Raw genomic sequence first — 23231 nt, 5'->3', positions numbered from 1 at the left:
TGGATATACCCCCCGGCAATCTTCAATTACTGATCCGCAGTCTTATCAAATTTGCCCAGCATTTCACGTTCGTAGGCCATCGCCTTTTTGCGGTCAAATTTGTGTTCCCACTTGGCAATGACCAGCACAGCCAGCGCATTACCCACCACGTTCAGCGCGGTACGCGCCATGTCGAGGATACGGTCAACACCGGCAATAAACGCCAGACCTTCCAGCGGAATACCGACACTACCCAGCGTTGCCAGCAGCACCACAAACGACACGCCAGGCACGCCAGCAATCCCTTTCGAGGTCACCATCAGCGTCAGCACCAGAATGATTTCCTGCCAGATAGACAGGTCAATTCCATACAACTGCGCGATAAAGATAGCGGCAATACTTTGATACAGCGTCGAACCATCGAGGTTAAAGGAGTAACCGGTCGGCACCACGAAGCTGGTGATCGACGCCGGTGCTCCGTAGGCTTCCATCTTCTCAATAATTCGCGGCAGTACGCTTTCAGAGCTGGCAGTGGAGTACGCCAGAATCAGCTCATCTTTCAGAATACGAATCAGGATCCAGACGCTTAACCCGCACAGGCGCGCCACAATTCCCAGCACTACCAGCGCGAAGAACAGAATGGCGAAATGCACCAGCAGCACCAGTTTCGCCAGTGGCCACAGAGAAGAGAAACCAAAGTTAGCCACCGTCACCGCAATCAGCGCAAACACACCCACCGGTGCATAACGCATCACCATGTGAGTCACTTTAAACATGGTTTCAGAGATGGAGCGGAACACGGTCACCAGCGGTTCACGATGCGTCGCGGGCAGGGAGGAAAGCCCCAGACCAAACAGCACCGAGAAGAAGATGATCGGCAGCATTTCGCCTTTCGCCATCGACGCCACAATGTTCGTCGGCACCAGCGACAAAATCGTGCCCATAATGCCGTGGGAACTGCTTTGTACCGCTTCCGTAGTGCTCTGATATTTCGAGATATCGACGGTCGCCAGCTGCGACATATCCACCCCGGCACCGGGCTGGAAGACGTTTGCCAGAGTGATCCCCAGAATGATGGCGACGGTGGTGATCACTTCAAAGTAGATAATGGTTTTCGCGCCAATACGCCCAAGCTGTTTGGCATCACCAACACCCGCGATACCTACCACCAGCGTGGAGATCACAATCGGCACAACAATCATTTTGATCAGGTGGATGAAGATATCACCCGCCGGAGAGAGCAAATTGACGACCAGCCATTCGCGACTGTCGCTATGGTAGTGCAGGTAGCTTCCCAGGAGAATGCCCAGCACCATAGCAAACAGAATCTGCCAGGCCAGGCTGAATTTTATATTTTTCATATGAATGACTTCCTCAATGGAGCACCGTTCCCCGTTCAGAAACGCGAGAACGTGACATACTGCCAGGGCATGAATTGTGTTGCGTTGGTTTGTAGATTTTTTTAACGCTTATGATCAGTATCATTTGCGCGGTATGTTGCGCAACCCTTTAACAACAGAGCTTTTCGCTGCATTAATGCATAATAACGCGAGTTTATGGCAGGATTAATGAATAACCATTTGTTATGGAAAGATTTTTATTTGTTTAATCTGCAATAATACTGATTGGTGATTATTTTTGCCATATGTTCATTCGATTATTTTTTATGCAGCTCAATAACATAATCTTCATCACCAGATGATTAATCCGATCTCCGCTGCAACAGTTTCGCCATATTAATCGACTCGACCAGCTGTGTCCGGTTGATCCGGGGTGAGTTGAGATCCATCACTTTTTGCCATAGTTCGATGGCTTGCGCGTAATTCGCCTGCATAAACGCATCGGAAGCCAGCAGCATCAGGGCGGTAATTTCGTTTTCGTCCAGCGCGAGGGCTTTGTCGATCATTGCGCGAGTCTGGGCGGTCATATGCTGGCTGGCCTGGTAATAAAGCACCGTCGCCAGCGCCGCATACAGTTCAGCGTTCTCACCACGTAGTTGCAACGCCTGACGGTACGCCAGCAGCGAATTGCTGTAATCGTTTTGCCACAGATAGTACTCGCCCAGTAACGCCCATTGTTCGCTGTTTTGTGGATTAGCGCGGATTTTATCCTGCAATACCTGAAGCTGCGCTTCCGGGGTTTGCTGGCTGGCAAACTGATGTAGCGGATCGCGCTGACGCTGATACTCCGCACGTACCGCCTGCCATTTTGGGCTTAACAGATAACTGCCGACACAGAGAAATAGCATCAAAATCGTGAGTATTGTCAGCATTTTCACCGGTATTTTGGGCTGTTTCATCGCTTCGCCCTCACTCGCCAGAGGATCAGTGCCATCAGCAGTAACAACACCACAGGCAGCGCCCACAACACCAGCGTCTGACCCGTTAACGGTGGGTTATAGCGAACAAAATCTCCGTAGCGTTCGGTCATCCAGCCAATGATTTCGACTTCGTTCTTCCCCTCCGCCACCATGCTGTAAACCTGATGGCGCATACTGACTGCCACCGGCGCGTTGGATTCCAGTAAGTTCTGATTTTGGCACTGCGGACAACGTAACTGGCTGGCAATATTTAACGCCTGTTGCTGTTGTTGCGGATTGGCGAATTGCCAGGTGTCTACAACCTGAGCGCGCGCAAAACAGGTAAATAACAGCAGTAGCGTGAGAAGTCCTTTATTCATCGCGCTTCCTCCCCCGCCATCCGCTTAACAATGCGCCCGCAATCATCAACAATCCTCCCCCCCAGATCCAGCGCACACCGCTTTGTACATACAAACGAAAAGCGTAACGATCCGCTCCGGTTTTTTCACCCATGACCGCATACCAGTCATGGATGCCGTTCCAGCGAATTGACGGCTCCATCATTTGCTGACGACGTGCTTCGTAAAAACGCCGCTCCGGTGTCAGTTCACCAATGCGTTGCTGATGGTCAAATAACGCCACTATCGCTTTTTCGCTGGTGTAATTACCTTTGGCTTGTAGATCGAGGCGCTCAAAACGGAAGGTGTATCCTGCCAGCGTCACCTGCTGACCCGGCTGTAAATTCAGGCTGATCTCCTGACGGCTGACGCTGGAGACCACGATCCCGGCGGCAAATAACAGCACGCCCGCATGAGCTACCAGCGCCGGAAGCTGCGCGCGTTTGCCAGAGACAAACGTCGCCAGCACAATCACCACCAGCATCAACAGACCAAACGGTAACGTCGCGCGGTTAAAATACGGCGCGCCAACGGAGAGGCGTCCCCAGCCCAGCAGGCCGTAAATCATCGGGTAGAGCGTTCCCACCTGCACGATCAGTAGCACTGCGCAAAACAGCAACAGCGTAGCGAGGATTAACATTTCCCACGATAACCCCGAAAAACGCACCGCCGGGCCACCGTCCCGCGCTCGCCAGCCATACAGAGCCAAAGACGCAAGGCTAATCAGTGCAAACAGGCTGAACAACGGCACGGCGCGGACGTTATCCAGCGCGAACGCATGAACCGAAACCAGAATGCCAGAACGGACAATTAAGGTGCCCAGCAGCGACAGCATCAGAGTAACTATCGCCAGTAACAGCGACCAGTGGCGGAAAATCCCCCGCTGGCGTGTCAGGGACAAACTGTGCAGCAGCGCAGTGGCAGAAAGCCAGGGTAATAAAGAGGCGTTTTCCACCGGATCCCAGAACCACCAGCCGCCCCAGCCCAGTTCGCAGTAGGCCCACCAGGAACCGAGGATGATCCCCGCCGTTAATGCACTCCAGCCAGGTAACGCCCAGCGCCAGCAAATTCGGGCGCTGGCCGCATCAAACTCGCCGCGCAGTAGACTCGCCAGCGCCACACTCGCCGCCACCATCAAACCGCCATAGCCGAGATAGAGCAGCGGCGGATGAAAGATAAGACCGGGATGTTGCAGCATCGGATTGAGATCGCGGCCTTCGATTGCTGGCGGAAATATCCGTACAAAGGGATCGGACCACAGCACCACAAACAGTAGCAGCGCGGCGAGCATGAGAGATAAAACGGCTAACGTCAGCGGAAATAACGGATCGGTTTGCTGCCGATAATGCCAGGCAAACAGCGCGCTCCAGGCGGAAAGTAGCAGCACCCAAAGTAGCAACGAACCTTCATGGCCGCCCCACACCGCCGCCAGTTTAAGTTCCCACGACAGCAGGCTGTAACTATGTTGGGCGACATAAATGACCGAAAAATCGCTGGTGAGAAAACAATACGTCAGCACGCCAAAGGCGAGCAGCAGGAGCGCGAACTGCGCCAGAATGCCGATGCTGGTGAGCCGCATCATCGCAGGCCAGCGCAACCGCACACCCGCGAAGGTTGTCAACGGGGTCAACACGTTGACCCCAAGACTTAACAACAACGCCAGAAAACCGACTTCAGGAAGGAATACGTCCAGAAACCACCTCTTTTCTGGTTTACGCCACCGTCAGCTGTCCGGCGTAGAGAATGAAAAAACGCAGCATCAACACACCGACCAGGCTGGCTCCACACGCCGCCAGCACGGCAGGAATGCCGGAACTGCGATTCACCCACGGTTTGAGCAACATTGGCACAATCAGCCCCAGCCCGGCGACACCAAGCCAGAACCACCACGTCCAGAAACCGCCGCCCAACGCCGCCACCAGTGCACGCACTTTACCGTCATCGCCCAGCGCCAGGCCGACAAAAAACGCCACCAGCAGGAAGATTTCACCCCATACCACAGGGATTTCCATACGGTGAACAAAGTGCGCTTCCGTGGAATGCGGATTACTGCGCTGGCGTATCGCCATGGCGATCAGCGCCACCGCCGCACCGGACGAGATGCCGGAGAACAGGAACAGCACCGGCAGGATCGGGTTATTGAGGAACGGATACGATTTCAGCGCCGACAGCAGAAAGCCAGTATAAGCCCCCAGCAGCACCGCCAGCACCAGCATCAGCGTTTCCAGTCCGCGATGAACGGGCGTCAGCAGGTTCAGAACCTTTTGCACGATCCCCAGCTTCGGCAACCAGCGTTGTTGCAGGGCAAGCAAATCGTGTTCAAAGATTTTCGCCAGCCACAGCACCAGCACCACCATGTAGAGCTGAAACAGCATTACCCCCATCGACATCACCGAGGTAAAACTGTAGTGGAACATCAGCTTCCAGAAGATCCACGGTCTCGTCAGGTGGAAGACGAGGATCAACAGACCGAGGATCACCGCGCCAGGCCCGACAATCAGCGTGGTACGCAGCAACGTACTGTCTGCGCCGCCCGCCTGCGGGTAGAAGCGACGCAGCAACACCGCCAGCGTCACCAGCCCGGCAGAAATCCCCACCAAAAACAGATAAATGGCAATCGGCCAGTCCCACACCAGTGATTCAAAATGAAATGCGGAAGCCTGCGTCATTGACTCACCTCCCCGTATTTAAACGGTACGCGGTACAGCTTCGGTTTGGTTCCCAGCGCCAGCTTGTAGCGGTAAGAGGGCTTCTGGCGCAGCAGTTGCGAAATCTCACTGTTAGGATCGTCCAGATTGCCAAACGTCAGTGCTTTCGTCGGGCAAGCTTCAACGCACGCGGGCAGCTTACCGGCCTGTAAATTGGTCTTACGGCAGAAATCACATTTGTCCGCCGTCTTTGTGACCGGATGGATAAAGCGCACGCGGTACGGACAAGCGGCGATGCAGTACTGACAACCGACGCAGAGATCCGGATTAACATCGACAATCCCGCTGGCGGCATCGCGAAAAGACGCGCCGGTCGGGCAGACGTCAACGCACGGCGCATGGTCGCAGTGCTGGCAAGACTTACGGAAGAAGCGATATTTCACATCAGGAAATTCGCCCAGTGGCTCGCTACGAATAATCGTCAGGCGCGAGACACCTTCCGGCACCTTGTTTACTTCCCGACAAGCATCCATACAGGCGGTACAGCCGATGCATAACGACTCGTCATGCACCATGCCGTAACGCACGCCATTGATATTCAACGTTTTCGCCACCACGCGTCCTGCGGTGCCGCTGACGGCTGCCAGCACGCCGACGCCGGTGAGAAACTGGCGACGAGACCAGGTCATGGCTGCTCCTTAAGCAACGGAACAGACGCCGGGTTAAAGTTCGGATTGGTGCGCTGATCGCTGTGGCAATCGACGCAAATCTTAATCCGTCCTTTGTCACTTAACGTCTGCATCGTATCTTGCTGTGGATGCAGGGAATGGCAGCTGGCGCACGCCACTTTAGTCACGTGGACATCGTGCGGCCAGAACGCTTTTTGCAACTGTTCCGGCAGATGGCAGGACATACAAACACTGTTCTGCTCACCAACGTTGTACATCGGCTCGTTAAAGCGCATCACATCTTTCACCCCTTCGCGGTGTTGCGGTGACGGCTGGCCGTGACAGTTGGTGCAGGTAACCGGCAATTTATTATTCGGGTTGATAACGGAAGCATGTTTGCCATGCATACCTTCGGTGTCTGGCTTATGACAGTCCAGACAGGCGGCATCCGGGTTACGCTGCTGGGTAACTTCGTAGCGATCACCAGATGCCTGCGCCGCAGGGGTAGCGGTAATTCCGTTCAGGCTCCACAACAGGCCCGACGCCAGCACCCCGGCAGTTAATAACGAACGTAATACGCTCATATTCACTCCATTGTGTTTTCCGCCCCTTGCGAGGCGGAACGGGGGTTATTGGCTTAACAGACCGTTTTTACGTGCCTGCTCTTCCCACTGTGGGATCACCGTTTTGATGAAGTCCTGCTTCTCGGCCTTGATTTGTTCCATGTTCAGGCCAATGGCCTGCTGGGCTTTCTCTTTGGTCGAGATATCCGGGATCTGGATTTCATGGGTGATGCCTTTGGTCGCCAGCAAACGCGCCAGTTTGGTACGCGCATCCGCCGCTTTATCCATCGCCGTGCCAAGCATCCGCAGACCTTCTTCCGGCGCGTGCATATGAATGCCGTGGGAAGCGATCGCCAGATCCCAACGCCACTGAGCATGACGGATATCGTCCTGAATCGGCTTCATTTCGGCTTCCGTCGCGCCAGCATCCAGCGCCGCTTTCGCTTCGAAGTGGGCGTGAACCAGTTGATCTTCGACCTTGATTTTCAGGTCGTTAATCGACTGTTTACGCTCCGCGACCACTTTTTGCAGCGTGGCTTTGTCCTGGGTATGGCAGTTCGCACAAGTCTGGGCGAAGTTATCAAACGGATTGCCAATTTTATGGTCGGTGTAGAGTTTGCCTTCGGCGTTCTGCACTTTTGGCATATGGCAGTCGATACAGGTCACGTTATTTTTGCCGTGAATGCCCGCACTCCAGGTTTCATATTCCGGGTGCTGCGCTTTCAGCATTGGCGTTTTCGACAGGGAGTTAGTCCAGTCAGAGAAGGCAATTTTGTCGTAATACTGCTCCATGTTTTCGACTTTCATGCCGTCATCCCACGGGAATTTAACGGCTTTGTTTTTGCCGTCGAAGTAATACTCCACATGGCACTGACCGCAAACCATCGATTGCTGGTCGAAACGTCCGGCTTTCTCAAAAGGTTTACCAATGGCGTCCATCGCGCGAGCCGCATACGGACGGGAAAGGGTTAACTCCGGCTTGCCTTTGGCGAACTCTGGTGAGGCAGTGTTATGGCAATCGGCACAACCTAAATTGTTGACGATTTCCGGGCCGCCGCGCGCCCATTTACCGTGGAAGTAGCCATCTTCACCGTCTTTCTGGATCAGACGCGCTACATCCGGGCTTTTACAACTCCAGCATGCCATCGGTAGCGGACCATCTTCAGCGTTTTTCGGCGCACCGGTACGCAAAGTTTCACGTACATCGGTCACAGCAAAGGCATGTCCACGCGGCTTGTTGTAATCGCGTGAGAAGGGATACCCCGCCCACAGGATCACCAGACGTGGATCTTCCGCCAGTGCGTCAACACGCTCTGATTGTTCCGAGGTGGCTTTCCAGGAGAGATATTGATCGGGGTGCTGCGGGGCAAAGGTTTCATTCTTCGCTTCCACAGTTACAGGTTTCGCGGGAGCGGCCGTTTGTTCAGCGTGAACAGAAGTGAAAAAGAAAAAAGGAATCAATAAGCTGAAGATACGGCGTGCGTTTATTTTTATCCTTGTCATAGGGGCTTCATCCAAATTTTGCCATTGAGGAAATGGCAGTTTTTATTGTTTTTTCATAACAGTAACCGCACATACACTGTTATGACATTGCTCGCCCCTATGTGTAACAAATAACCACACTCAGAATGTTGTCTTTAATCAATTGTAAGTGCATGTAAAATACCACTTTAGAGTTAGTCGGTATCTTCCTCTTTTTCAACAGCATGCATAACTGCATGTTCCTCAAAGAATTAATCAACTTTTGTTGGTGTCCTTCAAAAATTACCCTGCCGTTTATTTGCACAATTCTACTTTTGCGTGATCTGTCGCCCAAATACTAAACAAAACTGCCAATACCCCTACATTTAACGCTTATGCCACATATTATTAACATCCTACAAGGAGAACAAAAGCATGAGTCAAATTCACAAACACACCATTCCTGCCAACATCGCAGACCGTTGCCTGATAAACCCTCAGCAGTACGAGGCGATGTATCAACAATCTATTAACGCACCAGATACCTTCTGGGGCGAACAGGGAAAAATTCTCGACTGGATCAAACCCTACCAGAAGGTGAAAAACACCTCCTTTGCCCCGGGTAATGTGTCCATTAAATGGTACGAGGACGGCACGCTAAATCTGGCGGCCAACTGCCTCGACCGCCATCTGCAAGAAAACGGCGATCGCACTGCTATCATCTGGGAAGGCGATGACGCCAGCCAGAGCAAACATATCAGCTATAAAGAGCTGCACCGCGACGTCTGCCGCTTCGCCAATACCCTGCTTGAGCTGGGCATTAAAAAAGGTGATGTGGTGGCGATTTATATGCCGATGGTGCCGGAAGCCGCAGTCGCGATGTTGGCCTGCGCCCGCATTGGTGCGGTGCATTCGGTGATTTTCGGCGGCTTCTCGCCGGAAGCCGTTGCCGGACGTATTATCGATTCCAACTCACGATTGGTGATCACTTCCGACGAAGGTGTACGCGCTGGACGCAGCATTCCGCTGAAGAAAAACGTCGATGACGCGCTGAAAAATCCGAACGTCACCAGCATTGAACATGTGGTTGTACTGAAGCGTACTGGCGGGAAAATCGACTGGCAGGAAGGGCGCGACCTGTGGTGGCACGACCTGGTTGAGCAAGCGAGCGATCAGCACCAGCCGGAAGAAGTAAACGCCGAAGATCCGTTGTTTATTCTCTACACCTCCGGTTCTACCGGTAAGCCGAAAGGCGTGCTGCACACTACCGGCGGTTATCTGGTGTACGCGGCGCTGACCTTTAAATATGTCTTTGATTATCATCCGGGCGATATCTACTGGTGCACCGCCGATGTGGGCTGGGTTACCGGACACAGTTACTTGCTGTATGGTCCGCTGGCCTGCGGGGCAACCACGCTGATGTTTGAAGGCGTACCGAACTGGCCGACGCCTGCCCGTATGGCACAGGTGGTGGATAAGCATCAGGTCAATATTCTCTATACCGCACCCACGGCGATTCGCGCACTGATGGCGGAAGGCGATAAAGCGATTGAAGGCACCGATCGTTCGTCGCTACGCATTCTTGGTTCTGTGGGCGAGCCAATTAACCCAGAAGCGTGGGAGTGGTACTGGAAGAAGATCGGCAACGAGAAATGTCCGGTGGTCGATACCTGGTGGCAGACCGAAACCGGCGGTTTCATGATTACCCCACTACCTGGCGCTACCGAGCTGAAAGCCGGTTCGGCAACACGTCCGTTCTTCGGCGTGCAACCGGCGCTGGTCGATAACGAAGGTAACCCGCTGGAAGGCGCTACCGAAGGCAGCCTGGTGATCACCGACTCCTGGCCGGGTCAGGCGCGCACGCTGTTTGGCGATCACGAGCGTTTTGAACAGACTTACTTTTCCACCTTCAAAAATATGTATTTCAGTGGCGATGGCGCGCGTCGTGACGAAGATGGCTATTACTGGATCACCGGGCGCGTGGACGACGTGTTGAACGTCTCCGGTCACCGTCTGGGAACGGCAGAGATTGAGTCGGCGCTGGTGGCGCATCCGAAGATAGCCGAAGCCGCTGTCGTCGGTATTCCGCACAATATTAAAGGTCAGGCGATTTACGCCTACGTCACGCTTAATCACGGGGAGGAACCGTCACCAGAACTGTACGCAGAAGTCCGCAACTGGGTGCGTAAAGAGATTGGCCCGCTGGCAACGCCAGACGTGCTGCACTGGACCGACTCCCTGCCTAAAACCCGCTCCGGCAAAATTATGCGCCGTATTCTGCGCAAAATTGCGGCGGGCGATACCAGCAACCTGGGCGATACCTCGACGCTTGCCGATCCTGGCGTAGTCGAGAAGCTGCTTGAAGAGAAGCAGGCTATCGCAATGCCGTCGTAACCCTCAAGCGCCGGATGCGGCGTAAACGCCTTATCCGGCCTACATTCGGCAACGGTTGTAGGTCGGATAAGACGCGACAGCGGCGCATCAGGCAATGGGTTACCTGAGCGATAACCTTCTCCCATAAGGGAGCGGGAATTAAAACAATCCCTACATTACCTCTGGAGAATCTGTGATGAATGGCACTATTTATCAGCGGATAGAAGACAATGCGCATTTCAGGGAGTTAGTCGAAAAACGGCAACGGTTTGCCACCATCCTGTCGATTATTATGCTGGCAGTTTATATCGGCTTTATTTTACTGATCGCCTTCGCGCCCGGCTGGCTGGGCACTCCGCTGAACCCAAACACCAGCGTCACACGCGGGATTCCAGTCGGTGTTGGAGTGATTGTGATCTCCTTTGTTCTCACTGGTATCTACATCTGGCGGGCGAACGGCGAATTTGACCGTCTTAATAATGAAGTCCTGCATGAGGTACAAGCATCATGAAAAGAGTTCTGACGGCGCTTGCCGCCACACTCCCTTTCGCAGCTAACGCGGCGGATGCTATTAGCGGGGCCGTAGAGCGCCAGCCGACGAACTGGCAGGCGATTATTATGTTCCTGATTTTCGTCGTGTTTACGCTCGGTATTACCTACTGGGCGTCAAAACGTGTACGTTCTCGTAATGACTACTACACCGCAGGCGGCAATATCACCGGTTTCCAGAACGGGCTGGCGATTGCGGGTGACTATATGTCTGCCGCCTCATTTTTGGGCATCTCCGCGCTGGTGTTTACCTCCGGCTATGACGGCTTAATTTACTCGCTGGGCTTCCTGGTGGGCTGGCCAATTATTCTGTTCCTGATTGCCGAACGTCTGCGTAACCTCGGTCGCTATACCTTTGCGGATGTGGCCTCGTACCGTCTGAAACAAGGGCCGATTCGTATTCTTTCGGCCTGTGGTTCTCTGGTGGTCGTGGCGCTTTACCTTATCGCCCAGATGGTAGGCGCAGGTAAACTGATCGAACTGTTGTTTGGCCTTAACTATCACATTGCGGTGGTTCTGGTCGGCGTACTGATGATGATGTACGTCCTGTTCGGCGGAATGCTGGCGACCACCTGGGTACAGATTATCAAAGCCGTACTGTTGCTGTTCGGTGCCAGCTTTATGGCCTTTATGGTGATGAAACATGTTGGCTTTAGCTTCAACAATCTGTTCAGCGAAGCGATGGCGGTGCACCCGAAAGGTGTCGACATCATGAAGCCGGGCGGGCTGGTGAAAGATCCAATATCTGCGCTGTCGCTGGGGCTGGGGCTGATGTTTGGTACGGCTGGCTTACCGCATATTCTGATGCGCTTCTTTACGGTCAGCGATGCCCGTGAAGCGCGTAAGAGCGTGTTCTACGCCACCGGATTTATGGGCTACTTCTATATCCTGACCTTTATTATCGGTTTTGGCGCGATCATGCTGGTCGGTGCGAATCCGGCCTATAAAGACGCGGCAGGGGCGCTGATTGGCGGTAACAACATGGCGGCGGTTCACCTGGCCAATGCGGTAGGCGGTAACCTGTTCCTCGGCTTTATTTCAGCGGTTGCTTTCGCCACCATCCTCGCGGTGGTTGCCGGTCTGACGCTGGCAGGTGCATCGGCGGTTTCGCATGACCTTTACGCCAACGTCTTCAAAAAAGGCGCGACCGAACGTGAAGAGCTGCGGGTATCGAAAATCACCGTCCTGATTTTGGGCGTGATTGCCATTATCCTCGGTGTCCTGTTTGAAAATCAGAACATCGCCTTCATGGTGGGTCTGGCGTTTGCCATCGCGGCGAGCTGTAACTTCCCAATCATTCTGCTTTCTATGTACTGGTCGAAACTGACCACGCGTGGTGCGATGCTGGGAGGTTGGCTGGGGCTGATTACCGCTGTAGTGCTGATGATCCTCGGCCCGACTATTTGGGTACAGATCCTTGGTCACGAAAAAGCCATCTTCCCGTATGAATACCCGGCGCTGTTCTCGATCACCGTGGCATTCCTCGGCATCTGGTTCTTCTCGGCAACCGATAATTCAGCGGAAGGGGCGCGTGAGCGTGAACTGTTCCGTGCGCAGTTTATCCGTTCCCAGACAGGCTTTGGCGTTGAGCAAGGCCGCGCACATTAATCTCTACCCTTCCCCGGTCAGGCGACCGGGGAATTTCTTCAGAACATCATCCAGGCCACCAGCGGCGAAACCAGTACCATTAATACGCCAGAAAGCATCATGACCAGACTGGCAACCACGCCCTCTTGTTGACCCAATTCATACGATCGCGCGGTCCCGGCGCCATGAGACGCCGCGCCAAATCCGGCACCTTTCGCCATCCCTTCGCGAATCGAGAGACGTAAAAACAGCACGTCGCCAATCGCCATGCCAAACACGCCGGTGACCACCACAAACAACGCCACCAGATCAGGCTGTCCGCCGAGCGACTGGCTCGCTGCCAGAGCAAATGGTGTAGTGACCGAACGCACCGCCAGGCTACGCTGGATCTCATCCGACAGGGTAAATAATCGTGCCAGCCACACCGAGCTGGTCACTGCCACCACCGTTGCCGTCAGTACGCCCGCCGTCAGCGACATCCAGTGACGTTTAATGATCGCCCGATTGTCATACACCGGCACCGCAAAGGCGATGGTTGCCGGGCCTAATAACCATAGTAGCCAGTGCGCTTCGCCAATATAGTTTTGCCAGGAAATATTGCCGAAAACCAGCAGCATAACCAGTAGTGCAGGCGTCAGCACCAGAGGCATCAACGGCAGTTTACGAAAGCGGCGATAAAGACGTTTATTGAGAAAGTAGATAACCAGGGTTATCGCCAGACAAAGCACACTTAACTGAAAATTAGTCACGGTTTAACCTGCGCATTTCATAGCGATAGACTTTTTCCACTACCCAGGCGGTCGTGCCCAATACCATCACCGTGCTCAACGCGATCACTGCAAAAATACGCCAACCATCCACCAGCAATAGTTGTGCATAGTTCACCACCGCCACCACGGCAGGAACAAAAAACAGCAGCATTTCAGCCAGTAACCAGCGCGCCCCGGCACGTACCCATTGCAGAGGAATAATGCGGCAAACAATCAGCGCCAGCATCAGGATCATCCCCACCAGGTTGGCAGGCAGCGGCAAATGCAGCCAGGAGACGAGATATTGCGCAAAAATAAATAAACCTGCATACAGCACAACCTGCACAAATACCTGAAGAGATTGCACAACGGCAGGGGTAATGCGGCGAAGCGCCACGGACATGAGGGGATATCCTGAAAATAAAACAGAACGTTAAGTATAGAGAGCCTCATGCCGCTACTGAAATGAATTAAAATCATTGCAGGTATAGTCAAAGGGAATAGTTATGGATATCAGAACGCTGCGTTATTTTGTCGAAGTCGTGCGCCAGCAAAGCTTCACCCGCGCAGCGGAGAAGTTGTTTGTGACCCAGCCCACCATCAGCAAGATGCTGAAGAATCTCGAAGATGAGCTGAACTGTATATTGTTGATCCGCGATGGTCGTCGGCTGCTTCTCACTGATACTGGTCGCGTCGTATTTGAGCGCGGGCTGGCTATATTGGCTGAGTTTCGGCAACTGGAAGCTGAGCTTAGCGATATCAATCAGCTTAAAACCGGCGTTTTACGGTTGGGGATCCCGCCGATGGTTGGGATGTTAATGGCCGGGCCGATTGGCTTGTTCCGCCAGCGTTACCCCGGCGTGGAACTGAAGATTTCGGAGTTTGGTGGTCTGACGGTACAACAAGCGGTAATGAACGGCGAACTGGATATGGCACTGACCGCCCTGCCAGTAGAAGAAAGTGGCCTGACAACGTTATCGCTGTTTAGTCATCCGCTTTGTGTTCTGGTGCCGCGTTCAGGTAAATGGCTTGAGCGTGATGCCGTCTCACCAGAGACACTGGCGGAACATCCTCTTCTTATCTATAACGAAGATTTTGCCTTAAGTAAGCAATTGATGGCGTTATTCGATGAACATGGCGTTAAGCCGAGGATTGCGGTTCGCAGCGGACAATGGGATTTTCTCGCCGCGATGGTTCAGTCCGGTGTCGGAATAGCCATTTTGCCGGAACCCATTTGCCAGCGATTAGATAAAAACACCTTAAAATGGCTGCCGCTGGAAAGCGAACTACGCTGGAAATTAGGAATGATTTGGCGTGAGGGCGTTTACCTTTCCCACTGTGCCCAGGCGTGGCTGACCTGTTGTGAAGGATACTGGTTAACGCCAGAGTAAGACGGGTTGGCGGGCAAGCCCGCCAACCCTGCAGATTATTGATTTTCCTCAATCAACAACGCTTCCAGCAAATCGAGATCGTGCAGTAATTTTTGCAGCGTTTCGTTGCTGATCTCCCGCGTGGCGCGCAGGTGGTAGAGTTCAGCGCGTTCAGAACGCAGCGCCGCCAGACGGAAGCGACGCTCCAGGTTCTCTTCCTGAACCGAACTTTCAACGTCATTACGTCCATCGGCGCGACGGCGCAGATTACCAATGACGCGAGAGCTGACTTCAGTGAGCAACTGGTTGTCGATATTCTCTTCGGTATCCGCCGCCAGACGCTCCTCCATTTTCTGGATCGCCACAATTGCCACTTCAGCGGTTGCCGCGCGCGCGATTCGCTCCTCTTTCAACTGTTGTGAATGGTCTGCGACTTCAATGTGTTGTAGCAGAACAGGCAGCATCACTACGCCGACAAACAGCGAAAAGAGAATGACACCAGCCGCCAGGAACACCAGCTCATAACGCGCCGGGAAGACATTTCCATCCGGCAACAGCAGAGGAATAGAGAGCACACCAGCAAGAGTAATTGCCCCGCGCACCCCGGCGAAAGAAGCGATAAGGATTTCTCGTGTCGTCCACGAACCAAACTCCATCGGCTTCTTCTTCAGGAACCGGTTGCTGAACTTTTTCATCGTCCACAGCCAGCCAAAACGCACCAGCATTAGCGCCGCATAAATCAAGATGATGTCAGTAAACAGCATCCAGATTTCGACGTTAGGGTCAATTTCCGCCGCAACCAGCGACGTTTCCAGAATACCCGGTAGTTGCAGACCCAACAGCAAGAACACCATGCCGTTAAAGACAAATTCCAGCATCGCCCAGGTGCTGTTCGCGCGCAGTCGCATCGCCAGCGGCGCACGGCGCATCACGCCGGAACGGGTGATGGTCATCCCGGCGGCAACTGCTGCAAGGATGCCGGAAACGCCAATGTGTTCGGCAATCAGATAAGAGGCAAACGGCAGCAGGAACAGCAATACGATCTGCGTCGCGGGTTCATCGCCGCCCCAGCGGCTGAGGAAACGCAACGAGCGACCATACAGCCAGCTCACCGCAAAACCGGCGAGAATACCGCCAATGGCCACTTTCATAAATTCAACCGTCGCGCCGCCAACGGTGAAGATCATCGTCCCCATCGCAACTGCCACGGCAAACTTCAGCGACACCAGGCCGGAGGCGTCATTCATCAACGCTTCGCCCTGCAAAATACCCATGATTTTTTTCGGGATACGCCCTTCGCCAACAATCCCGGAGAGCGCCACGGCATCGGTCGGAGAGAGCACCGCCGCCAGCGCAAAGGCGGGTATCAGCGGGATACCCGGCACCACCCAGTAAATAAGGAAGCCAATGCCGACCACAGTGACCACCACCAGCGCCAGCGCGAGGCCGAATATTTCCCGACCATGTTCGAGAAATTCGCGGGTTGGTGTTTTCCAGCCATCAGCAAACAGCAACGGCGGGATAAACAAGACTAAAAAGAGTTCAGGATCAAACTCCACATGCAAACCAAACGTCGGCCACGCCAGTAGCGCACCGATGGCGATTTGCATAAGCGGAAGCGGGATCTGAAAGGGCATGACACGAGTGACCACCCCGGACAGCGAGACCACGAGGGTCATTATCAGTATGGTGAAGAAGATTTCCATGCGTTCCCTGTTTGCAATGTTTTTTATGATTTGAGAAAGGCGTTATGCCCGGACTCTCAGTTTTTCAGAATATCGCAAAAGCTCACACAATGTACGGAGAAAATAAAAACGGGCAGCCATTGCCACCCGTTTTCAGAATCTTATTAAAGCTTAGATAGCCCAGCCTCCAGCATAGAAGGTGACCAGCGCCACGGCGATAACGACCGTACCGATGTTCAGCTTACGCCATTCGCCAGAAACCAGACGACCAATCACCAGGGTCGCGAAGCCGATCATGATGCCAGTTACGATGTTACAGGTCAGCACGATGAATACTGCTGTTACCAGACCCGCCATTGCATCGACGAAATCAGCAAAGTCGATTTTCGCCACGTTACTCAACATCAACAGGCCAACGTACATCAGCGCCGGAGCTGTTGCGTAACCCGGAACGAGGTAAGAGAGCGGAGAGAGGAACAGAATCAGCAGGAACAGCACGCCAACCGTGATTGCCGTCAGACCGGTTTTACCGCCCGCCGCTGTACCCGCCGCAGACTCAATGTATACCGCAGCCGGAGCCGCACCGACCAGGCCAGAGAAAACGCTGCTCAGGGAGTCGGTGGTCAGTGCTTTACCGCCGTCGATAATCTGCCCGTCTTTATCCAGCAGGTTCGCCTGACCGGCTACCGCACGAATGGTTCCGGTAGCATCGAAAACAGCAGTCATCACCAGCGCCAGTACGCTCGGCAGAACCACAGGGTTCAGCGCCCCCATAATATCCAGGCTACCAATTAGCGAATTACCGTTCTCATCGCTCAATGAAGGCATGGCGAAAACGCCAGAGAAATGGACGTTAGGATCGAAGATCAAACCGACAATTGAGATACCGATAATGGTCAGCAGAATGCCACCAGGGACTTTCAGTTTTTCCAGGCCGATGATCACCGCCAGACCTACCAGTGACATAATCACCGGGAAGGTCGCGAAATCACCCAGCGCAACGGGCAGACCGTCGAGCGGGTTTTTAATCACCAGACCGACACCATTAGCGGCAATCAGCAGCAAGAACAGGCCGATACCAATCCCCGTGCCGTGCGCCACGCCGTGCGGTAAGTTGCGCAAAATCCAGCTACGGATACCCGTGGCAGAAATTACCGTAAACAGAACACCCATCAGGAACACGGCACCCAGCGCGACAGGTACGCTAATATGTTGCCCCAGCACCAGGCTGAATGCGGTAAACGCCGTCAGAGAGATGGCGCAGCCGATAGCCAACGGCAGATTGGCCCATAACCCCATCGCGATAGAACCAATCCCGGCAACCAGACAAGTTGCAACAAAAACTGCCGCTGGCGGGAAGCCCGCTTTACCCAACATACCTGGAACGACGATAACCGAGTAGACCATCGCCAGAAACGTTGTTAACCCGGCAACCACTTCCTGACGGACGGTGCTTCCACGTTGTGAAATTTTAAACCAGGCGTCGAGTGAACCGCCGGTACGCGCTGATGGCGTAGACATAAGAAAACATCCCCTGAGAGTTTATTTTTCGTCAAGATGCGTGGCGGACAATCCCCTGCCAGCGAAACGTTATTCTTCCTGCTTCAGGTTTGCGACAATCTGGGGCGTCGCAAAAAAGCAAACGTTTAGCTCCGCGCATACAAAACGGGTGGTAAAAAAAAGCAAACGATTATCCGGCGATCATAGCGGCTTTTTCAACCGAAGTTTGCTGCTTTTTTCCCTTTTCTTGTGTTGACGATGAAAAACCAGGCAATTGATGCGCAAACGTTATCGTGGATGCGCAAAATTACGGCATTTGTAGGCAACTTGTGGCGAAGGTTTACGGTAAAAAATCACGCAAGATGGCAAAAATATTGCGGTTAAAAAGGATCACTTTGCACTGGCGAAGAAACAGCGGTGACATACAATTAAAGTATCAACACTAACCGGAACCTCCACCACGTGCTCGAATGAGGTGTGTTGACGTCGGGGGAAACCCTCCCGTGTACCAGCGGGATAGAGTGAAAGACAAAGACCGGAAAACAAACTAAAGCGCCCTTGTGGCGCTTTAGTTTTGTTCATCTTCCAGCAAGCGTGCGCCGGTGCCTTCTTCCCCTAAGCGGTCGCCCGGGTTACGCAACGGGCAGTCGCTACGCGAAAGGCAGCCGCAGCCAATACAACCGTCCAGTTCATCACGCAGCGCGACTAAGGTATGAATGCGTCGATCCAGTTCTTCTCGCCATTGCGAAGATAGCTGTTTCCACTCTTTCGCACTTAACGTATGCCCTTCGGGCAACACACCAAACGCTTCACCAATGGTCGCCAGCGGAATGCCAATGCGTTGAGCAATTTTGATAATTGCGACGTATCGCAACACATCACGCTTATATCGCCGCTGATTACCGCTATTGCGGATACTGGTAATCAATCCTTTGCTTTCATAGAAGTGCAGCGCCGATACCGCCACGCCGCTACGTTTCGCCACTTCGCCTGGAGTAAGCAAGGCTTTAATGCGGGGTAATTTCTTTTCCATAAATCGCTTTACCTCAAGTTAACTTGAGGAATTATACTCCCCAACAGATGAATTAACGAACTGAACACTGAAAAGAGGCAGATTTATGTCCCATCAGAAAATTATTCAGGATCTTATCGCATGGATTGACGAGCATATCGACCAGCCGCTGAACATTGATGTGGTGGCGAAAAAATCAGGTTATTCAAAGTGGTATTTACAGCGAATGTTCCGCACTGTGACGCATCAGACGCTTGGCGATTACATTCGTCAACGCCGACTGCTACTGGCTGCCGTTGAACTGCGCACCACCGAGCGCCCTATTTTTGATATCGCGATGGATCTGGGTTACGTTTCACAGCAGACCTTTTCCCGCGTTTTCCGTCGGCAATTTGATCGCACTCCCAGTGATTACCGCCACCGGATCTAGGGTTACTGCCCGCGCATGGCGTCATGCGCGGGTAATTGCCCTGCCCATGCCATAAAAACCTGCGGCGGCATCGCCTTTGCAAAGTACCAGCCCTGACAATAGCGCACGCCGCGTTTGCGCAGCCAGTTGACCTGATCCTCCGTTTCCACCCCTTCTGCAATCGTTTTTAGACCCAAACTATGTGCCAGTTCGATGATGTGTTCCGCAATCAAATGGCTGGTTTTATGCGTGGTCAACGTCTCAACAAACGATTTATCGATTTTCAGGATATCAATATTCAATGAGTTAAGGTTATGCAGGTTGGAGTAGCCAATACCAAAGTCATCGATCGCCACTTCGTAACCAGCCTGACGGAAAGCCAGAATAATCGGTGTCATTTTGGCGACATCTAAAAATGCATGTTCAGTGACTTCAAATTTAATTTGCTGCGGACGCACGGTGAATTGTTCTATTTTTTGATTAGTTAAGGCAATCACCCTTGAAGTATGAAAATCGGAGGCAGACAAATTAATTGAAGTAGATAATTCAGGGTGTTTTGCCAGCCAGGAACCGAGATCGTCAAACACCATATTAATGACATAATCTGTCACCTGCGTAATTAGACCCTCTTGTTCCGCCAGCGGAATAAACTCTGCTGGCGTCATTACCTGTCCCTGATTCCCCGGCCAGCGTAGCAATGCCTCAGCACCAATACATTTATTCGTTTTAATATCAATAATCGGTTGGTAATAGAGACAAAGCTGCCGTTTTTCGAGGGCACGTTGCAATTTACGCTTAGGTGACTGGTACTTCTGGTTTATACGCAGCCAGAGTAAAAGCAGCACCAGGCTGCCCATAATGCCTGCCGGTAAGGCAAATACAAGGTGATTATAAAAGTGTGACAAAATACGCTGATTGGAGGTTGCAACGATAGCAGCAATGGGACGTTTTGTTGAATGGACTATCGCATATAAATAACCGTTCTGCTGTACGGTTATTTCCCTTTGATGAATCAATGGTGAGAATTTTTCTGCTGAGGCTTGTTTACTTAAAGAGAAAAAGGTTTTCGTCACCGTATCATATACCCCCCATTGCAGCGTTGGATCGTCAGACATCACCTCGCTCCAGAATAAAGGGTTAATTACCGCGACATAGTTTCCTCGTTGCATATAGGTCATTTTATAACCGGCAAAAAAAGGAGTGTCGCGATAATAATAGATTGAGACATTAGGTTCACGCTTATAGTTCGCTGGCGATATCGTATAGCCGTTAACGGGAGCCATTAATGTTGAGCATAAAAAAAGGTTATCGTGGGCATAGATCAATTCGTTGATATAAAGATAACCACGGATAATATTCAACATTTGTTGTTGATGAGTGGGAGTACAAATTTGTCCCTGATAGCGTTCCGCATCGTCGCTTGCTAAATCTGCCTGGCGAATGACCAGCTCGGATTTCTCCAGTGCCAACTGGGCAAAAGCACGAAGTTGATTATTCGCTTCCGCTTTAGCCCAAAGAAAGGCGATCCATAGCGACAGAATGATGGGAAGGAGGACTACAAAGATAATACCCGGCAACGCCAGCAATTTGTGTCGCACACTATGACTCATTTCTATCAATTCCCTGCCTGGTTATACCTGGTCATTGCAAGGTTAAAACCCTGGCTACCGACGACGTTAGATAAATCTTACGGTATAAATAGCACTTTTGCCTGATTTGAAATTGATACCTTCATAATCTTTGTTTAAATAAAAATAACTCGCTGATATCAAAAGGGCTTTGCTGAAAAAATGCAGGTCAGGCAGGAAGTTAAAATATTTCTTTATTATGCATTGTCTCGATTTCACTGAAAAACCACATAATTAGTGCAGCAATAAAAGTAGCAGCATAATCTGGCTAACAAACGAGCAATTGTGATATAGTTCACAAAAATTTATGAAACAAACTAAGTGTTTCATTTTATGTTCTGAAAGTCCCGCGATAGCCAGAGTGTATCACGCCCCCCGTGAGTAATGCCGTGCTATCCAGGGCTTGGTAATTTTCAGAGGAAATGTTTGATGGCTACCCTCACCACTGGCGTGGTTCTCCTTCGCTGGCAGCTTCTTAGCGCCATATTGATGTTTCTGGCCAGCACGCTCAACATCCGTTTCCGGCGCTCTGATTATGTCGGGCTGGCAGTGATCAGTAGCGGTCTGGGCGTGGTTTCCGCCTGTTGGTTCGCAATGGGGTTGCTTGGCATCACAATGACCGATATTACTGCCATCTGGCACAACATTGAGTCGGTGATGGTGGAAGGGATGGGTCAAACTCCACCACAGTGGCCGATGATTTTGACCTGATATGTAGAAGCCTCCATAACGGAGGCTTCTTTTTTATGGCTGGTGGATGCTTTAATCACCCACATTAAAACAATATAACCTATTGTTTTAATGACAAATCAGAACGGTTCAGATAACCTGATACTTATAAATCGTAAAAAAAACCTTTTTTATCAGAAGATAAGAGATAGAGAATGATTGAACTGTTAAGAATTTAGTTAAAATATAAACTATCAAAGTGCATAATTTTACTTTTTTGGTGACCCAGCTCGGACCTTTGATTCAATCTGGCATAGATATTGGGAAGAGATGAAAAAACCGGAAATCTCAAAAAGTGCGAGGAACTAAACCAAGTGTGCTTACAGTACAAAGACAACTATGATAACCTTTGCTAAGTCAGGTTTTACACTATGGAACAGTTAATATATGAGTGCTATAGAAAACCAAGAAACAGTTATACAAGCAGTTAATAGTTTACATCCAACAACGTTGTTTCACTTTACTAAAAATGAAGAGGCATTCTATAGCATTTTAACAGAACTTTATTTTAAACCTTTCCTTGCCCGTGAACGCATAGTCGGAGTAAAAGGAAGAAGAAATTTCGCAGTACCAATGGTTTCATTCTGTGACATCAAGCTGTCTCAGATTAAAGATCATAGTGAAAAATATGGTGAATTTGGATTTGGGTTAACAAAAGAATGGGCTGAGAAAAATGATCTCCATCCTGTTCTATACATGAATCAAGGCAGTGAATTATTTTCAAAGTATAATAAAAGAATTAGAAAACTAAAGGATGCGTTAATTCCTCTATGGTCGAAAAGGCATATCCCTGATAATAAAGAGCGTAAGTATTTTGAAAGCCTTAAAGAAGAGTACGCTGACCTTTATAATTTATTACGTTATATGAAAAATTATAAAGGAAAATTAGAAAGGACGAACGAAAAACCCATTGAGAATTATATCTACGCTGACGAAAAAGAATGGAGATATGTACCGCATCCATTTGTTGGCGATTTATGGCCTAGCCTAAATTTAGAGCGAGTGGTGGAACCTAACCAGAAGGCCGTCTTAAGTAAAAAGTTCTCTGAATTTGGTATTAGTTTTTCTTTCGATGACATTAAATATATACTTGTTCCTGATGATAGCCACATTTCCAAATTGATAACTTGCCTTATGAGTATAAGAAATTATGATCCTTATATAATAAGTAAAGTTTTAACGATGGATAAGGTAAAACAAGATTTTTAACACTTCTACATAGAAATTTCATTAATAAACAAGAAATTAGCTTTCTTGAGGACAACTTTACCTAAAGCTGAAAAGTGCCAATTAGCAAACTTTCATCCCATAAGCTATGATATAGCACTCACTTTATTGATAAATACCGAGGTATTCATGAAAGGTCAGGTCGATATCGAACTCCAAAGATTGATACGGGCGCGGTATAACACCGCGGTAGAAAATTGGAGTGAATGGAAATGGTTAGAAATCGGGCATGGCGTCGTCATCATATATCTCGGTTAAAATCTAAGAGAAAAACATATCGAATTGTGTTGGCTAAAACTGAAAAAGTTGTAGGGAAAATTTACTGCCCCCCTTGTGCTTGTTCTTGTTATTTTTGTGGTAATCAAAGAATTCATCACGGAGTGAACATTCAAGAGCA

At 51.2% G+C, this 23231-nt stretch carries 21 protein-coding genes; 7 read left to right on the top strand and 14 right to left on the bottom strand.

The annotated features are described in order from the left end of the window. Positions 1-26: 26 nt before the first annotated feature. From gltP to nrfA, 8 genes are all read right to left on the bottom strand, one after another. A complete protein-coding gene (gene gltP, locus A7Z06_RS00445; RefSeq protein WP_000789605.1) occupies positions 27-1340 on the bottom strand; it encodes a glutamate/aspartate:proton symporter GltP in 1314 nt (437 codons plus the stop codon). 341 nt (positions 1341-1681) lie between these two features. Then, positions 1682-2278: a heme lyase NrfEFG subunit NrfG gene (nrfG, locus tag A7Z06_RS00435; protein WP_000812885.1), complete on the bottom strand. Its 597-nt coding sequence runs from the start codon at positions 2276-2278 to the stop codon at positions 1682-1684. Then, entirely contained in the window at positions 2275-2658 is a 384-nt protein-coding gene (gene nrfF, locus A7Z06_RS00430; protein ID WP_001032546.1) for a heme lyase NrfEFG subunit NrfF, read from the bottom strand. Before nrfF ends, nrfG begins: the two co-directional genes overlap by 4 nt. Beyond that, the gene (locus A7Z06_RS00425; protein WP_105279302.1) at positions 2651-4369 is read right to left on the bottom strand and encodes a heme lyase CcmF/NrfE family subunit; all 1719 of its coding nucleotides are present in this window, start codon (positions 4367-4369) and stop codon (positions 2651-2653) included. The genes nrfF and A7Z06_RS00425 overlap by 8 nt, the downstream gene beginning before the upstream one ends. A 19-nt stretch (positions 4370-4388) precedes the next feature. Beyond that, positions 4389-5345, bottom strand: a complete 957-nt coding sequence (gene nrfD / locus A7Z06_RS00420; RefSeq protein WP_105279301.1) for a cytochrome c nitrite reductase subunit NrfD — start codon at positions 5343-5345, stop codon at positions 4389-4391. Beyond that, positions 5342-6013 (bottom strand): cytochrome c nitrite reductase Fe-S protein, encoded by a 672-nt coding sequence (gene nrfC, locus A7Z06_RS00415; protein ID WP_000220269.1) that lies wholly within the window; start codon positions 6011-6013, stop codon positions 5342-5344. The genes nrfD and nrfC overlap by 4 nt, the downstream gene beginning before the upstream one ends. Next, complete coding sequence (gene nrfB / locus A7Z06_RS00410; protein ID WP_010344836.1) at positions 6010-6576, bottom strand: cytochrome c nitrite reductase pentaheme subunit; 567 nt, start codon at positions 6574-6576, stop codon at positions 6010-6012. Before nrfB ends, nrfC begins: the two co-directional genes overlap by 4 nt. Positions 6577-6621: 45 nt before the next feature. Then, positions 6622-8058, bottom strand: coding sequence for an ammonia-forming nitrite reductase cytochrome c552 subunit (gene nrfA, locus A7Z06_RS00405; RefSeq protein WP_000196872.1), 1437 nt, complete (start codon positions 8056-8058; stop codon positions 6622-6624). 393 nt (positions 8059-8451) lie between these two features. On the opposite strand from nrfA, the gene acs reads away from it, so the two are divergent. From acs to actP, 3 genes are all read left to right on the top strand, one after another. Next, on the top strand, positions 8452-10410 hold the full coding sequence (gene acs / locus A7Z06_RS00390; RefSeq protein WP_000078202.1) for an acetate--CoA ligase: 1959 nt from the start codon (positions 8452-8454) through the stop codon (positions 10408-10410). Positions 10411-10585: 175 nt separating this feature from the next. Continuing rightward, positions 10586-10900 carry a DUF485 domain-containing protein gene (locus A7Z06_RS00385; RefSeq protein ID WP_001296646.1) on the top strand — a complete coding sequence of 105 codons (315 nt, stop codon included), beginning with the start codon at positions 10586-10588 and terminating at the stop codon, positions 10898-10900. Then, positions 10897-12546, top strand: coding sequence for a cation/acetate symporter ActP (gene actP / locus A7Z06_RS00380; protein WP_000832546.1), 1650 nt, complete (start codon positions 10897-10899; stop codon positions 12544-12546). The genes A7Z06_RS00385 and actP overlap by 4 nt, the downstream gene beginning before the upstream one ends. A gap of 38 nt (positions 12547-12584) precedes the next feature. On the opposite strand, the gene A7Z06_RS00375 is transcribed toward actP, so the two are convergent. Together A7Z06_RS00375 and A7Z06_RS00370 are read right to left on the bottom strand one after the other, a co-directional pair. Next, positions 12585-13274 carry an LrgB family protein gene (locus A7Z06_RS00375; RefSeq protein WP_000181102.1) on the bottom strand — a complete coding sequence of 230 codons (690 nt, stop codon included), beginning with the start codon at positions 13272-13274 and terminating at the stop codon, positions 12585-12587. Next, entirely contained in the window at positions 13267-13677 is a 411-nt protein-coding gene (locus A7Z06_RS00370; RefSeq protein ID WP_000109436.1) for a CidA/LrgA family protein, read from the bottom strand. The genes A7Z06_RS00375 and A7Z06_RS00370 overlap by 8 nt, the downstream gene beginning before the upstream one ends. Before the next feature lie 103 nt (positions 13678-13780). On the opposite strand from A7Z06_RS00370, the gene A7Z06_RS00365 reads away from it, so the two are divergent. Continuing rightward, entirely contained in the window at positions 13781-14665 is an 885-nt protein-coding gene (locus A7Z06_RS00365) for a LysR family transcriptional regulator (protein WP_000354952.1), read from the top strand. Between the two features lie 35 nt (positions 14666-14700). Here A7Z06_RS00365 and A7Z06_RS00360 read toward each other — a convergent pair whose 3' ends face one another. The 3 genes from A7Z06_RS00360 to soxR form a co-directional block, all read right to left on the bottom strand. Next, a complete protein-coding gene (locus A7Z06_RS00360; protein ID WP_000402198.1) occupies positions 14701-16350 on the bottom strand; it encodes a Na+/H+ antiporter in 1650 nt (549 codons plus the stop codon). A 150-nt stretch (positions 16351-16500) separates the two neighbouring features. Further along, on the bottom strand, positions 16501-17850 hold the full coding sequence (ghxP, locus tag A7Z06_RS00355; protein WP_000106864.1) for a guanine/hypoxanthine transporter GhxP: 1350 nt from the start codon (positions 17848-17850) through the stop codon (positions 16501-16503). A 547-nt stretch (positions 17851-18397) separates the two neighbouring features. After that, the gene (gene soxR, locus A7Z06_RS00340) at positions 18398-18862 is read right to left on the bottom strand and encodes a redox-sensitive transcriptional activator SoxR (RefSeq protein ID WP_000412428.1); all 465 of its coding nucleotides are present in this window, start codon (positions 18860-18862) and stop codon (positions 18398-18400) included. 85 nt (positions 18863-18947) lie between these two features. Here soxR and soxS point away from each other — a divergent pair, with 85 nt between their 5' ends. After that, positions 18948-19271: a superoxide response transcriptional regulator SoxS gene (soxS, locus tag A7Z06_RS00335; protein ID WP_000019357.1), complete on the top strand. Its 324-nt coding sequence runs from the start codon at positions 18948-18950 to the stop codon at positions 19269-19271. Between the two features lie 2 nt (positions 19272-19273). On the opposite strand, the gene A7Z06_RS00330 is transcribed toward soxS, so the two are convergent. Beyond that, positions 19274-20860 carry an EAL domain-containing protein gene (locus tag A7Z06_RS00330; RefSeq protein WP_000019888.1) on the bottom strand — a complete coding sequence of 529 codons (1587 nt, stop codon included), beginning with the start codon at positions 20858-20860 and terminating at the stop codon, positions 19274-19276. 447 nt (positions 20861-21307) lie between these two features. Here A7Z06_RS00330 and A7Z06_RS00320 point away from each other — a divergent pair, with 447 nt between their 5' ends. Then, the gene (locus A7Z06_RS00320) at positions 21308-21589 is read left to right on the top strand and encodes a YjcB family protein (RefSeq protein WP_000224317.1); all 282 of its coding nucleotides are present in this window, start codon (positions 21308-21310) and stop codon (positions 21587-21589) included. Positions 21590-21994: 405 nt separating this feature from the next. Then, positions 21995-22816 (top strand): abortive infection system antitoxin AbiGi family protein, encoded by an 822-nt coding sequence (locus A7Z06_RS00315; RefSeq protein WP_001272931.1) that lies wholly within the window; start codon positions 21995-21997, stop codon positions 22814-22816. The last annotated feature ends 415 nt before the right edge of the window (positions 22817-23231 follow it).

Source organism: Escherichia sp. MOD1-EC6819 (assembly GCF_002965765.1).
Classification (GTDB): domain Bacteria; phylum Pseudomonadota; class Gammaproteobacteria; order Enterobacterales; family Enterobacteriaceae; genus Escherichia; species Escherichia ruysiae.
This window is presented reverse-complemented; position numbering and strand designations above follow the sequence as displayed.

Bases quoted from the DNA above. Each gene is read 5' to 3' on its own strand.
- gltP (WP_000789605.1), bottom strand. From the start codon at position 1,340: ATGAAAAATATAAAATTCAGCCTGGCCTGGCAGATTCTGTTTGCTATG.
- nrfG (WP_000812885.1), bottom strand. From the start codon at position 2,278: ATGAAACAGCCCAAAATACCGGTGAAAATGCTGACAATACTCACGATT.
- nrfF (WP_001032546.1), bottom strand. From the start codon at position 2,658: ATGAATAAAGGACTTCTCACGCTACTGCTGTTATTTACCTGTTTTGCG.
- nrfD (WP_105279301.1), bottom strand. From the start codon at position 5,345: ATGACGCAGGCTTCCGCATTTCATTTTGAATCACTGGTGTGGGACTGG.
- nrfC (WP_000220269.1), bottom strand. From the start codon at position 6,013: ATGACCTGGTCTCGTCGCCAGTTTCTCACCGGCGTCGGCGTGCTGGCA.
- nrfB (WP_010344836.1), bottom strand. From the start codon at position 6,576: ATGAGCGTATTACGTTCGTTATTAACTGCCGGGGTGCTGGCGTCGGGC.
- nrfA (WP_000196872.1), bottom strand. From the start codon at position 8,058: ATGACAAGGATAAAAATAAACGCACGCCGTATCTTCAGCTTATTGATT.
- acs (WP_000078202.1), top strand. From the start codon at position 8,452: ATGAGTCAAATTCACAAACACACCATTCCTGCCAACATCGCAGACCGT.
- A7Z06_RS00385 (WP_001296646.1), top strand. From the start codon at position 10,586: ATGAATGGCACTATTTATCAGCGGATAGAAGACAATGCGCATTTCAGG.
- actP (WP_000832546.1), top strand. From the start codon at position 10,897: ATGAAAAGAGTTCTGACGGCGCTTGCCGCCACACTCCCTTTCGCAGCT.
- A7Z06_RS00370 (WP_000109436.1), bottom strand. From the start codon at position 13,677: ATGTCCGTGGCGCTTCGCCGCATTACCCCTGCCGTTGTGCAATCTCTT.
- A7Z06_RS00365 (WP_000354952.1), top strand. From the start codon at position 13,781: ATGGATATCAGAACGCTGCGTTATTTTGTCGAAGTCGTGCGCCAGCAA.
- A7Z06_RS00360 (WP_000402198.1), bottom strand. From the start codon at position 16,350: ATGGAAATCTTCTTCACCATACTGATAATGACCCTCGTGGTCTCGCTG.
- ghxP (WP_000106864.1), bottom strand. From the start codon at position 17,850: ATGTCTACGCCATCAGCGCGTACCGGCGGTTCACTCGACGCCTGGTTT.
- soxR (WP_000412428.1), bottom strand. From the start codon at position 18,862: ATGGAAAAGAAATTACCCCGCATTAAAGCCTTGCTTACTCCAGGCGAA.
- soxS (WP_000019357.1), top strand. From the start codon at position 18,948: ATGTCCCATCAGAAAATTATTCAGGATCTTATCGCATGGATTGACGAG.
- A7Z06_RS00330 (WP_000019888.1), bottom strand. From the start codon at position 20,860: ATGAGTCATAGTGTGCGACACAAATTGCTGGCGTTGCCGGGTATTATC.
- A7Z06_RS00320 (WP_000224317.1), top strand. From the start codon at position 21,308: ATGGCTACCCTCACCACTGGCGTGGTTCTCCTTCGCTGGCAGCTTCTT.
- A7Z06_RS00315 (WP_001272931.1), top strand. From the start codon at position 21,995: ATGAGTGCTATAGAAAACCAAGAAACAGTTATACAAGCAGTTAATAGT.